Here is an 11,664-nt window from a genome sequence, read left to right as displayed (position 1 = left end):
GGGATCCATGACCGAGAGCCGTGATTCGCTCTACCCGGAACTCGCTGACGCCGGGAGTCTCGGCGCCGTGCTGAACGGGGTCTCCCCCTCGGCGGCGGGCCCGGGGTACGAGGACCTGGGCGGGCCGGACGGGCCCGCCCGGGCGAGGGCGGTGGAAGGCGACCGCAGTGTGGTCGTCGGACTCGCCGTACGGGAACGCCGGTTCCTGCTCACCTTCAGCGGGGCGGGGCAGGCCGCTGCCCGGGCCGAGACTCCCGACCTCGTCGGGGCCGCCCGGTCCGCACAGGACTGGCTCGACGGGGTCCCGCCCCGGGAGCTGGGCGCGCGGTGGCCGTTCGTGGTGGTGGACGAGCTACGGCTCGCCTACCAGGAGGGCAACGAGGTCGAGGTCGCCTGGCGCCTGGTGCGCCGGGAGGTTCAGGAGGACTGGCGCGGGGTCGTCGAAGCGGCGTATGCCCGCTCCGAGTTGGCCTCGATGTTCCCGGTGTTCAGCCACGGCGTGTTCCGGATGCTGCGCAGTTCGCGCTTCACCCGGTACGACACCCCCTTCGTCCGTCGCGCGGGCAGGGGCTTCGTCCTCCAGCACGAGGGCGGGGCGCTGGCCGAGGGCGGGGCGGAACAGATGATCGAGGGGTTCCTCGACTGGCTGGCGCACCACTGACGGTGAGCGGGTGAACGGAGGGGCGGTGACCGGAGCGATCCGGTCACCGCCCCTTCGGCGTGTTCGGGCGGCGGGATCCCGCCGGATTCCCCCGGATCTCGCCGGACGGGCCTTCTCGATCGGGTGGCGGCGCTCCCGCCGGAGCCGGAACAATGACGGCAATGCGGATTCAGGTGGTACGGACGGGCGGTTTCGCGGGGATCGAGCGGCGGGCCGAGGTGGACACCTCTGGCCTGCCCGACGAGGCCGAGTGGCAGGCGCTGGCCCAGCTGGCCCTGCGGCCCGGTCCGCCGGGGCATGCGGCGGACCGGATCCGCGACGGGTTCTCGTACCGGATCACGGTGGACGGGCGGACGGTGCTCTGCCAGGACCCGGACCTGTCGGACGCACAGCGCTCGCTGATCTCGCGCGTACTCAAAGAAGGTGCCTGACCGCCGCCCGCTTGCTTGGATGGCCGGATGATCACGAACCCTTCCGACCGTCTGCCCGAGCTGGAGCGCTACTACGACGCGGCACCCCGGGCCGGCGGGGCGCGGGCCGAGGACTTCGGCCCGCTGACCCTGTTCGTCCAGGAGTCCGACGGCTGGCCGTACTACGGGCGGCCCGCGCTCGGCGGCGGCGAGGTGTCGCCGGCCGACGTCGAGCGGGTGCTGGCCCGGCAGCGGGAGCTGAAGGTCCCCGAGTCCTTCGAGTGGGTGGCCGAAACCACCCCCTCCCTGCGGGCCGCCGCGGAGGCCGCCGGGCTGAGCGTCCACACGCATCCGCTGATGGTGCTCGACCCCTCGGCGGTACGGGTCCCCGCGCGTGCGGACGTACGCGTGCTCGGCGCGGCCGACCCGCTGCTGCGGTCGGCGGTGACGGTGCCGATGCTGGCCTTCGCCGCGCCCGGAACCGCCGTGGGCGAGGCGGGCCCGGCCGAGCTCGCGGTGGCCGAGCGGGAGCCGGCCTCGGAAGGCCGCCGGGTCCGGGTCTCCGGGATGATCGAGTCGGGCCGTACCGCCCTGGCGGCGGCCGTGCGCGACGGCGTGGTGCTCTGCTCCGGCCAGTACATCCCGGTCGGGGACGTCGCCGAGGTCGTCGGCGTCGGCACCCTGCCCTCGGCCCGCCGCCAGGGCCTGGCCCTCGCGGTGACGGCGGCCCTGGTCGCGGACGCCCTGGACCGCGGGGCCCGCACGGTCTTCCTCTCGGCCGGCGACGAGGACGTGGCCCGCCTCTACGCCCGACTCGGCTTCCGCCCCGTCGGCACGGCCCTGATCGCGGACCGGCCGCTGTGATCCGCCGGCGGTGAGCCGCCCGCCGCCCCGCCGCTGCCGCCGCCGGCCGTTTTGCGGAAACGGCAAGATCGCTTGGTCGGGGCGGGGGTTCGGACGGAGCATCGGAGGCACGGGCACCCGTACCCGTACCGACCGGAAAGAGGCCGCCATGGCGCACGAGCACGACCACCACTCCCCCGGGGCCTCCGCCGCCATCGTCGGCGAGGAGTACTGGGACACCCGCTACCGCGAGAGCGACAAGGTCTGGAGCGGCGAGGCCAACGACGTGCTGGCCCGGGAGGCCGCCGCGCTCGCTCCGGGGCGGGCCCTGGACCTCGGCTGCGGTGAGGGCGGCGACGCCGTGTGGCTCGCGCGCAGGGGGTGGCACGTCACCGGGACGGACATCTCCGGGGTGGCCCTGGAACGGGCGGCGGCCCACGCCGCCGACGCCGGGGTCTCGGACCGCACCGCGTGGGAGCGGCACGACCTCGCGGAGTCCTTCCCGGCCGGGGAGTACGACCTGGTCTCCGCGTGCTTCCTGCACACCTTCGGAGAGTTCCCGCGCGAGCGGATCCTGCGCCGGGCCGCCGCGGCCGTGGCCCCCGGCGGGATCCTGCTCGTGGTCGGGCACGCGGGGTGGCCGTCCTGGCAGGAGGACCGCCCGGAGGTGGACTTCCCGACCCCGGCCGAGGTCGTGGACCGGCTGGAGCTGGAAGCCGGCGCCTGGGAGGTGCTGCTGGCGGAGGAACACGTACGGGTCCAGAACCGGCCTGACGGCCGGCCCGGGACCCGTACGGACAACGCGGTGAAGGTGCGGCGGCTCTCTTCTTGACGCGCCCCTCGCACCGGTCGGCCCTGGCGGGCCTCCCGGGCTTCGGGGCGCTGCGCCGGACTCCGTCCGCCGAGGGCCTTGCCCGATCCGGACGGGACGGGCTAGAACCCCAGCTTGCGGAGCTGCTTGGGGTCGCGCTGCCAGTCCTTGGCGACCTTCACGTGCAGGTCGAGGAAGACCGGGGTGCCGAGCAGCGCCTCGATGTGCTTGCGCGACTTCATCCCGACCTCCTTCAGGCGGGCGCCCTTCGGGCCGATGATGATGCCCTTCTGGCTCGGCCGCTCGATGTAGAGGTTCGCGTGGATGTCCAGCAGGGGGCGGTCCGCCGGGCGGTTCTCCCGGGGGATCATCTCCTCGACGACGACCGCGATGGAGTGCGGGAGCTCGTCCCGTACGCCTTCGAGCGCGGCCTCGCGGATCAGCTCCGCGACCATCACCATCTCGGGCTCGTCGGTGAGGTCGCCCTCCGGGTACAGCGGCGGGCTCTTGGGCAGCATCGGCGCGATCAGGTCCGCCAGCAGCTGGACCTGGCTGTCGCCGACCGCGGAGACCGGGACGATCTCGGCCCACTCGAAGCCCAGCTCCTCGGCGAGCTGGTGCACCGCGATGAGCTGCTCGCCCACCACCTTGGACTCGACGAGGTCGGTCTTGGTGATGATGGCGATCTTGGGGGTCTTCTTGATCCCCGCGAGCTCCTTGACGATGAACTTGTCGCCGGGGCCGAGCTTCTGGTCCGCGGGCAGGCAGAAGCCGATCACGTCGACCTCGGACCAGGTCGCGCGCACCACGTCGTTGAGCCGCTCGCCGAGCAGCGTGCGCGGCTTGTGGAGGCCCGGCGTGTCGACCAGGACGAGCTGGGCGTCGGGGCGGTGCACGATGCCGCGGACGGTGTGGCGGGTGGTCTGCGGCCGGTTGGAGGTGATCGCGACCTTGGTACCCACGAGCGCGTTGGTCAGGGTCGACTTCCCCGCGTTGGGTCGGCCGACGAAGCATGCGAAGCCCGCACGGTGCGGGCTGGTGGTCTCGGGGGAACGATCGCTCATACGGGCCATTCTCCCCGATGCGGCTCCCAGCGCCGACCAGGCTGCCGCCACGAGGGCCAGAGCGGCCGCGACCAGGGCGTTCAGGGCGGGGTGCGCGGCGTGTCCGGTGCCGGCCCCGGCGGTGGCCCCGTCGGCCCGCGCCACCACCGTGACCTGGGCCCATTCCAGTGCGGGCGGGTCCGCCCAGCGGGTGGTGAGCCGGACCTGCTGGCCGGGCAGCAGCTCGGCGGGCAGGCCGGTGAGGGGGCGGGAAAAGAGGGTGCGGCCCAGCGCCCCGGAGGCGGTCAGGGTGGCCCGGGGGCGGAGCGTGACGTTGCCGAGGTTGTGGAGCGTGTACGAGACCTCCGCGCCGGCGGCGCCCCGCCGGGTGGTGCGCAGGTCCTCGACGGCCAGGGCGGGGGCGGTCGGGCCGGTGACCCGGAGGTAGACGCGGGCGGCGACGGCCTGCTGCACCCCGATTCCCTGCCCGGCGATCCCCTGCACGGCGGTGCCGGCCGGCCGGTCCTCCAGCGCGACGATGGCTCCGGGGTGGTCCCCCGGTTCGGCCCGGTCGGGGACGGTGAGGGTGAACCCGACGCTGAGCGCCGTCTTGGCCGGGACGGTGATCCGCTCCCGTGCCAGCTCCGTCCACGCGGCGGTTGCGGTGCGCGGCTCGTCGGGGCCGCGCAGGGCGAAGCCGCCGTCGCGGGCGGTGTTGTAGGCGTCGGCGGCGTAGAGGCGGAAGGTGCGGGGCCGGTCGGTGCGGTTGGCGATGGTGACGGAGTCGGTGACGGCCTGGCCGGGGGCGGCGGCGAGGTAGAAGTAGGGGCGCTGCCCGATGGCGTTGGCGGCGGGCAGCACGGACCACTGGCCGTTGTCGGCGGCCGCGGCGGGTCCGGCGGGCAGCAGGAGCAGGAGCAGCAGGACGACGGCCCCGCCCAGCGCGGCGGCTGCGGCGGCCCGGTGCCGGGTCACGACAACGTCAGCGTCAGCACCGCCGTGTAGGCGCCCGGCGGGGTGTACGGCGGGACCTGGAGGGTGACGGGCGCGTCGACGGTGAAGGTGCCGCCGACCAGCGCGGCGTCCGCGGTGGAGGCCAGTACCGCCCCGTCGGGTCCGACCGTGCCCGCGCTGCCCGGCGTACAGACGCTGGGGCTGCCCGGGGCTGCCGCGCACGACGGGGTCCAGCTCAGGGAGGCGCCCGGGATGCGGACTCCGCCGGCGCCCGTGAAATCGGTGACCTTCCCGATCAGCGACCACCCGGCGGGTCCGCCCCGGGCGTCCTGGACGGTGACGGTGCCGATCCGGCCGGCCGCCGCGCCGCCGTCCCCGTACGGCACCGCGCCCAGGGTCACGGCCTCGCCCTCCTGGGTCATGCCGAGCGCGCCCGGCTCCACGACCGCCGTCACCGCCTGCGTGCCCGTCTGCGTACCTGTCTGCGTGCCCGTCTGCGTGCCCGTCTGCACCGGGGTAGCGCCGATCACCGTGTACGCCGCCGGGCCCGAGCCCCGGGAGGGGGTCCAGGCCGCGCCCTCGTACGCCACGACCGCCGTGGTCGCCCGGTCCGTGACCGGCAGCTCCGCGAGGACCACGCCCAGCTCGTCGGCCTTCGCCGTGACCCGGTCGGCGGTCTCGGCCGCGCCCGCCCGGCCGGCCACGGTGACGGCCGCGCCGGGGAGGAAGCCGGCTCCGGTGACCCTGACCTTGGCGCCCGGTCCGCCCGCGGCCGTCCCGAGTCCGATCTCGCGCAGGTTCGCCGTCGGCAGCGGGGTCGCGGTGATCCGCTGCGCGACCGGGGGCCCGGACGGTGCAGGTGAGGCCGGTGAGGTGGACGGGGACGGATCCGAGGACGGGCCTCCGGACGGATCCGGACTCGGTACGGGATCCGGTACCGGAGCCGGAACCGGGGCCGGAACCGGGGCCGGAACCGGGCTCTCCGCGGCGGCGCAGACGGTGTCGAGTACGAGCAGGTGGCTGGTGTGCAGGGTGTAGCCGCCCGGGGCCAGGGTGATCTCGCCGGGCGCGGTGACGGTGAAGGTGCCGGTCATGGTGACGGCGGGCAGCGCCCCGCCCACCGCGACGGGGTCGTTGTGCCTGGCTCCGACGACCGTGACCTCGCCGCCCTGCGCGCCCCCGAGCACGATCCGCCCGGTCGGGGTGAGGACGTCGGCGGGGAGCCCGGCGGCGAGGGGGTTCACGGCGGGGGTGCGGGTCACCTGGTAGGTCACGGTGACGGTGTCGCCCACCCGCGGCGCCGGATCGTCGACGGTGATCCGGGCGGTGGTGGTCCCGTCGGCGGGCGGCAGCCCGGCCTCCTGGGGCGGCAGGCAGTGCGTCGGGAACTCGACCTGCCCGGGGGGCCCAGCGGCCGGCCCGGCACCCTCCGCCGCGGCGGGCCCGCTCAGCGCTCCCCCGCCCGCTGCCGCCAGCACCGCCATGCCGACGGCCGCCGACCACCCTCTGTGCCGCGCCGATGTCCGCACTGCCCGCCCCCTGGGATCCCGTACCCCGACAGGGGGCCATTCACGAGCGGGCGGCGGGATAAGTCAATGCACGGATCCGGCAGCGACTGATGTCCCATCAGGAGATGGCAGGATGCCACCCGCCCCGGTCTCCCGGAACGTCCGCCGGTAGGCCGTCGGGCTCACCCCGAGCGCCGCCCCCACGTGCTTGCGCAGCGACTGCGCGGTCCCGAACCCGGCTTCCCGCGCCACGTGTTCCATCGGCAGGTCGGTCTGCTCCAGCAGCGCGCGGGCCCGCTCCACGCGCTGGCCGACGATCCACTCGCCGGGGCTGAGCCCCGACTCCTCGCGGAACCTGCGCGTGAAGGTCCGTACCGACATCGCCTCCTGCCGGGCCAGGTCGGTCAGCCGCAGCGGTTCGTGCAGCCGGTCCAGCACCCACGCGCGGGCCGCGGTGGTGGCCGACCGCTGCGGCTGCGGCACCGGGCGTTCGACGAACTGCGCCTGCCCGCCCTCGCGGTGCGGCGGTACGACCGTGCGCCGGGCCACGTCGTTGGCGACGGCCGCGCCGTGGTCGCGGCGCACGATGTGCAGGCACAGGTCGATGCCGGCGGCGACCCCGGCGGAGGTGAGCACGTCCCCGTCGTCGGTGTAGAGCACGCCCGGGTCCACCCGGACGTCCGGGAAGGTCCGCTGGAAGTGTTCCGCGGAGGCCCAGTGGGTGGTCGCCGGGCGGCCGTCCAGGTACCCGGCGGCGGCCAGCACGTAACCGCCCGTGCAGATGGAGACGAGCCGGGTGCCGGGCCTGATGTGCGCGAGGGCGGCGGCGAGTTCGGGGGTGAGCCTGCCCTCCGCGTGGACCGGCCCCAGCTCGTACGAGGCGGGGACCACCACCGTGTCGGCCGTGGCCAGCAGTTCCGGACCGTGCCCGACGTGGATGTCGAAGTCGGCGTCCGTGGGCACCGGGCCGGGGGCGAGCCCGCAGGTGAGGATCTCGTAGAGCGGCCGCCCGGCCGGGTCCTTGGCGCGGCCGAAGATCCGGTGCGGGATCCCGAGCTCGAAGGGCAGCAGCCCGGCGAGGGCGAGGACGACGACACGGTGCGCGCGGGTCTCCATGGCCCGATCATATCGAACAGTGTCAGTCAGGCCACTGTCGTACGGGGTCCGGCCGCCCGGACACTGTCGTCGTGACGAAGACAGCCCCCGGCCCCGGCCCCTCCTCCGATTCCGTACCCGCACCCGCACCCGTGCCCGTGCCCGTGCCCGCCACCGTGCCCGCTTCCGGCGCCGCCCCCGGCCCCGGCGCACCGCGGCGGACGCACCGCGTCCACCGCGCCTGGGCCGTCGCGGCCGTCGCCTTCGTGACGATCATCGGTGCCGCCGGCTTCGCCTCCCTCCCCGGGCTGCTCATCGAGCCGCTGCACGAGGAGTTCGACTGGTCCCGCGGCACGATCGGCCTCGCCGTCTCCGTGAACCTCGCGCTGTACGGGCTCACCGCGCCGTTCGCGGCCGCGCTGATGGACCGGTTCGGCATCCGCCGGGTCGTCGCCCTCGCGCTGACCGTCATAGCCACCGGGTCCCTGGCCACCGTGTGGATGACCGCCTCCTGGCAGCTCATCCTCTACTGGGGCGTCCTGGTCGGCCTGGGCAGCGGCTCGATGGCCCTGGCCTTCGCGGCCACGGTGACCAACCGCTGGTTCGTCGCCCGGCGCGGCCTGGTCACCGGCATCCTGACCGCCGCCGGAGCCTCCGGTCAGCTGATCTTCCTGCCGCTGCTGGCCTGGCTGGTGGAGCACCACGGCTGGCGCCCGGCGGCGGTCACCGTCTCGCTGGCGGCCCTGGCCGTGGTGCCCTTCGTCTGGCTCCTGCTGCGCGACCACCCGGCGGACATCGGGGCCGCCCCGTACGGGGGTGCGTACGCGGCCAAGCCCGCGCCCGTCCCCGGCGCCGCCCGCCGGGCGGTGGGCGTGCTGCTCAAGGCGGCCCGGACCGGGCCCTTCTGGCTGCTGGCCGGCACCTTCGCGATCTGCGGAGCCTCGACCAACGGACTGGTCAAGACCCACTTCGTGCCCTCGGCCCACGACCACGGCATGCCGGTGACGGCGGCGGCCGGACTGCTGGCGGTGATCGGCGTGTTCGACGTGATCGGCACCGTGTTCTCCGGCTGGCTGACGACCGCTTCGAGTCCCGCCGCCTCCTCGCGGTGTACTACGCCCTGCGCGGGGTCTCGCTGCTCTTCCTCCCGATGCTGCTGGCCCCGTCCGTGCACCCGCCGATGGTGTTCTTCATCGTCTTCTACGGCCTGGACTGGGTCGCGACCGTCCCGCCGACGATCGCGCTGTGCCGCGAGCACTACGGCGAGGACGGCGCCATCGTCTTCGGCTGGGTCCTGGCCTCGCACCAGATCGGCGCGGCGCTCGTGGCCTTCCTGGGCGGCCTGGCCCGCGACGCCTTCGGCTCCTACGACCCCGTCTGGTACGCCTCGGGCGCGCTGTGCGCGATGGCCGCCCTCATGGCGATGGTCATCCGCCGCCGCTCCCCCGCCGGGGCCGTCACGGCCTGACGGGGCCGGCCGGGGGGGGTGAAACCGGGTGTCCGCGCGGCCTCGCCAGGACCGGCCTCGGCGGGCAGCCGGCCGCTGTAGGACCCCGCCGGCCGCGAAGGCCGCGACCTGCCGGGTCCCGCACAACGGAAAGGTCAGGGTCCGGCCTGCGTGGTGGACTTCAGGATGCCGTCCGGGCCCACCAGCAGGACCGGGGTGTCCGGGCCGCCGAGGTCGCGTACCGCCGCGCGGTCGGCGTCGGAGGGGGCGTCGGCCGCGCTGACGACCGCGGCCGCCTCCAGGGACTGCGCCCCGCTGGCCACCGCCATCGCCACGGCCGTCTGGAGCGCGCTCAGCTTCAGGGAGTCCAGCGTCACCGTTCCGGCGACGTACGTACGGCCGGTCTCGTCCCGGACCGCCGCCCCCTCGGACACACTGTTGCGGGCCCGGGCGCTGCGCGCCAACGTGATGATCTTGTTGTCTTCGGGGTCGATCCCGGTGCTGTCGGTCATGGGCCGAAGCATATGGAGCGCGTCGGCGGGGCCGCACGACGACCCCGCCGACGCGCTCTCCCCTCCACCCCCGGTGTCCCCCCGGGATCCTGGTGGCGCGGATCTTGGTGCGCTGGGACAAAGCTAAACGCTGCGTAAGCGGATCCCGGGCCCCGAAGGTCCTGTGATCGGTGACCTTGGACCCGGCCCCCGTTCCGCGGGCGGGAACGCTACGCCCGGTCGAGCTTCAGCCGCTCCGCCCTCGGCAGACCGGCCACCACCAGGTCGTACGAGTCCTCCACCAGCTCCCGGACCAGCGCGTCGGGCAGCGCCCCGGGCCCGCCCGCCGTCACCGTGTTCCAGTGCCGCTTGTTCATGTGCCAGCCCGGCACGATCGCCTCGTGCTCCGCCCGCAGCCGCACCGCCAGCTCCGGCTCGCACTTGAGGTTGACCTTCAGCGGCTCCCCGTCCAGCGCGGTCAGCGCGAACACCTTCCCCAGCACCTTGAACACCGAGGTCTGCGGGGTGAAGGGGAACTCCTCCACCGCCGCGTTGAACCCCAGACAGAACGCGCGCAGCTGCGCCGGCGTCATGATGCCCCGCCCTCCGGATCCGCCGCCGCAGCCACCGGCTCCACCAGCACCGTCACGATCTTGTTCCGCCGTCCCGCCGGGGACTCCGCGGTCAGCCGCAGCGGCCGACCGTCCGGCAGGTCCACCACCGCCGAGGCACCGGCGATCGGCACCCGGCCCAGCGCCTTGGCGAGCAGTCCGCCGACCGTCTCCACGTCCTCGTCGTCGAAGGAGTCGACCTTGAACAGTTCACCGAGGTCGGTGATGTCCAGGCGCGCGGTGACCCGGTAGCGGTCCCCGCCCAGCTCCTCGACCGGCGGGAGTTCCCTGTCGTACTCGTCGGTGATCTCGCCGACGATCTCCTCCAGGATGTCCTCGATGGTGACGATGCCGGCGGTACCGCCGTACTCGTCGATGACGACCGCCACGTGGTTGCGCACCGACTGCATCTCGCGCAGCAGATCGCCCGCGTTCTTCGTGTCCGGCACGAAGACCGCCGGGCGCATCGCCGTCGAGACCAGGTCGGCCTCCGCGTCCCTGCTGATGTGCGTCTTGCGGACCAGGTCCTTCAGGTACACGACGCCGACGATGTCGTCCTCGTTCTCCCCGGTCACCGGGATGCGCGAGAAACCGGACCGCAGTGCCAGCGTGGTCGCCTGACGGATCGTCTTGTACCGCTCGATGCAGACCAGGTCGGTGCGCGGCACCATCACCTCGCGCACGAGCGTGTCGCCCAGCTCGAAGACCTGATGCACCATGCGGCGCTCGTCGTCCTCGATCAGCGATTCCTTCTCCGCCAGGTCGACCATCGCGCGCAGCTCCGCCTCGGAGGCGAAGGGCCCCTTGCGGAAACCCTTCCCGGGCGTGAGCGCGTTGCCGATGAGGATCAGCAGCTGCGGGATGGGACCCATGACGCGGGCGAGCGGTACGAGGACGTACGCGGCCGCCGTCGCCGTGTTCAGCGGGTGCTGCCGGCCGATGGTGCGCGGGGACACCCCGACGGCCACGAACGACACGAGCACCATCACCGCGATGGCCACGAGCAGCGCGGTCCAGTTCTCCCCGAACTCGTCGAGGCAGACGTACGTGACGAGCACGCCCGAGGCCATCTCGCAGGTCACCCGGACCAGCAGCGCGACATTGAGGTAGCGGGTGGGGTCGCCGGCGACCTGCGCGAGCTTCGCGCTGCCGCGCCGGCCGTCGCGTACGGCCTGTTCGGCACGGAAGGCGGAGATCCGGGCGATCCCGGACTCCGCGCACGCGGCGAACCAGGCCACCACGACCAGCAGTACGGCCCCGGTGATGAGCTGCGGATCGCCGGTCACGAGACGGTGGGGGCCGGGGACGGGCCGGTCACGCCGCGTTCGCCGCGCCAGCCGTCGACGATGGCCGCCTGGAGGCCGAACATCTCGGCCTTCTCGTCCGGCTCCTCGTGGTCGTAGCCGAGCAGGTGCAGCACTCCGTGGACCGTCAGGAGCTGGAGCTCCTCGTCCATGGAGTGCCGCGTCGGCGCGTCCTCGCCCTGCTTCTTGGCCACTTCGGGGCAGAGCACGATGTCACCGAGGAGCCCCTGCGGGGGCTCCTCCTCGTCCTTCGACGGCGGACGCAGCTCGTCCATCGGGAAGGACATGACGTCGGTGGGTCCGGGCAGGTCCATCCACTGGATGTGGAGCTGCTCCATCGCCTCCTCGTCGACGACGATGACGGAGAGCTCCGAGAGCGGGTGGATCCGCATCCGGGCGAGCGCGTAGCGGGCGATGTCGAGGATCGCCTGCTCGTCGACCTCGGTTCCGGACTCGTTGTTGACGTCGATCGACATGGTGCGCTGG

Annotated in this window: 11 protein-coding genes and 2 pseudogenes; 5 read left to right on the top strand and 8 right to left on the bottom strand. The window is 74.0% G+C overall.

What is annotated here, in order from left to right; all coding sequences use genetic code 11:
• Positions 1 to 7: 7 nt before the first annotated feature.
• The 4 genes from OG904_RS20700 (at position 8) to OG904_RS20685 (ending at position 2,746) form a co-directional block, all read left to right on the top strand.
• The gene (locus tag OG904_RS20700; RefSeq protein ID WP_405493067.1) at positions 8 to 661 is read left to right on the top strand and encodes a DUF6193 family natural product biosynthesis protein; all 654 of its coding nucleotides are present in this window, start codon (positions 8 to 10) and stop codon (positions 659 to 661) included.
• Positions 662 to 822: 161 nt separating this feature from the next.
• A complete protein-coding gene (locus OG904_RS20695) occupies positions 823 to 1,092 on the top strand; it encodes a protealysin inhibitor emfourin (protein WP_405493065.1) in 270 nt (89 codons plus the stop codon).
• 27 nt (positions 1,093 to 1,119) lie between these two features.
• Complete coding sequence (locus tag OG904_RS20690; RefSeq protein WP_405493063.1) at positions 1,120 to 1,935, top strand: GNAT family N-acetyltransferase; 816 nt, start codon at positions 1,120 to 1,122, stop codon at positions 1,933 to 1,935.
• A gap of 148 nt (positions 1,936 to 2,083) precedes the next feature.
• The gene (locus OG904_RS20685; protein WP_405493061.1) at positions 2,084 to 2,746 is read left to right on the top strand and encodes a class I SAM-dependent methyltransferase; all 663 of its coding nucleotides are present in this window, start codon (positions 2,084 to 2,086) and stop codon (positions 2,744 to 2,746) included.
• Between the two features lie 101 nt (positions 2,747 to 2,847).
• Here the strand turns inward: OG904_RS20685 and era are convergent, their stop codons facing one another.
• From era to OG904_RS20665, 4 genes and pseudogenes are all read right to left on the bottom strand, one after another.
• Positions 2,848 to 3,798, bottom strand: a complete 951-nt coding sequence (gene era / locus OG904_RS20680; RefSeq protein WP_405498149.1) for a GTPase Era — start codon at positions 3,796 to 3,798, stop codon at positions 2,848 to 2,850.
• Positions 3,799 to 4,317: 519 nt separating this feature from the next.
• Positions 4,318 to 4,629: pseudogene (locus OG904_RS20675) on the bottom strand (WxL protein peptidoglycan domain-containing protein); the annotation flags it as partial.
• Positions 4,630 to 4,739: 110 nt separating this feature from the next.
• Positions 4,740 to 6,251, bottom strand: a complete 1,512-nt coding sequence (locus tag OG904_RS20670) for a beta-xylosidase (RefSeq protein WP_405493059.1) — start codon at positions 6,249 to 6,251, stop codon at positions 4,740 to 4,742.
• 63 nt (positions 6,252 to 6,314) lie between these two features.
• The gene (locus OG904_RS20665) at positions 6,315 to 7,346 is read right to left on the bottom strand and encodes a GlxA family transcriptional regulator (protein ID WP_405493057.1); all 1,032 of its coding nucleotides are present in this window, start codon (positions 7,344 to 7,346) and stop codon (positions 6,315 to 6,317) included.
• Between the two features lie 155 nt (positions 7,347 to 7,501).
• On the opposite strand from OG904_RS20665, the pseudogene OG904_RS20660 reads away from it, so the two are divergent.
• Positions 7,502 to 8,793, top strand: a pseudogene (locus tag OG904_RS20660) (MFS transporter).
• Positions 8,794 to 8,927: 134 nt separating this feature from the next.
• Here the strand turns inward: OG904_RS20660 and OG904_RS20655 are convergent.
• The 4 genes from OG904_RS20655 to ybeY all read right to left on the bottom strand — a co-directional run bounded on the left by OG904_RS20655 (position 8,928) and on the right by ybeY (position 11,654).
• Entirely contained in the window at positions 8,928 to 9,284 is a 357-nt protein-coding gene (locus tag OG904_RS20655) for a cytidine deaminase (RefSeq protein ID WP_405493055.1), read from the bottom strand.
• A gap of 209 nt (positions 9,285 to 9,493) precedes the next feature.
• Positions 9,494 to 9,856 carry an MmcQ/YjbR family DNA-binding protein gene (locus OG904_RS20650; protein WP_405493053.1) on the bottom strand — a complete coding sequence of 121 codons (363 nt, stop codon included), beginning with the start codon at positions 9,854 to 9,856 and terminating at the stop codon, positions 9,494 to 9,496.
• Positions 9,853 to 11,160, bottom strand: a complete 1,308-nt coding sequence (locus OG904_RS20645) for a hemolysin family protein (protein ID WP_405493051.1) — start codon at positions 11,158 to 11,160, stop codon at positions 9,853 to 9,855. The genes OG904_RS20650 and OG904_RS20645 overlap by 4 nt, the downstream gene beginning before the upstream one ends.
• Positions 11,157 to 11,654, bottom strand: a complete 498-nt coding sequence (gene ybeY / locus OG904_RS20640; protein ID WP_328298565.1) for an rRNA maturation RNase YbeY — start codon at positions 11,652 to 11,654, stop codon at positions 11,157 to 11,159. The genes OG904_RS20645 and ybeY overlap by 4 nt, the downstream gene beginning before the upstream one ends.
• Positions 11,655 to 11,664 lie beyond the last annotated feature (10 nt).

This window comes from Streptomyces sp. NBC_00096, from assembly GCF_045041305.1.
In the GTDB taxonomy this organism is placed as follows: domain Bacteria; phylum Actinomycetota; class Actinomycetes; order Streptomycetales; family Streptomycetaceae; genus Streptomyces.
Note: the sequence above shows the minus strand (reverse complement) of the source record. Positions and strands in the feature narration are given on the sequence as shown.

Coding starts and splice junctions, on each gene's coding strand:
- OG904_RS20700 (WP_405493067.1), top strand. CDS start 8: ATGACCGAGAGCCGTGATTCGCTCTACCCGGAACTCGCTGACGCCGGG.
- OG904_RS20695 (WP_405493065.1), top strand. CDS start 823: ATGCGGATTCAGGTGGTACGGACGGGCGGTTTCGCGGGGATCGAGCGG.
- OG904_RS20690 (WP_405493063.1), top strand. CDS start 1,120: ATGATCACGAACCCTTCCGACCGTCTGCCCGAGCTGGAGCGCTACTAC.
- OG904_RS20685 (WP_405493061.1), top strand. CDS start 2,084: ATGGCGCACGAGCACGACCACCACTCCCCCGGGGCCTCCGCCGCCATC.
- era (WP_405498149.1), bottom strand. CDS start 3,798: ATGGCCCGTATGAGCGATCGTTCCCCCGAGACCACCAGCCCGCACCGT.
- OG904_RS20665 (WP_405493057.1), bottom strand. CDS start 7,346: ATGGAGACCCGCGCGCACCGTGTCGTCGTCCTCGCCCTCGCCGGGCTG.
- OG904_RS20655 (WP_405493055.1), bottom strand. CDS start 9,284: ATGACCGACAGCACCGGGATCGACCCCGAAGACAACAAGATCATCACG.
- OG904_RS20650 (WP_405493053.1), bottom strand. CDS start 9,856: ATGACGCCGGCGCAGCTGCGCGCGTTCTGTCTGGGGTTCAACGCGGCG.
- ybeY (WP_328298565.1), bottom strand. CDS start 11,654: ATGTCGATCGACGTCAACAACGAGTCCGGAACCGAGGTCGACGAGCAG.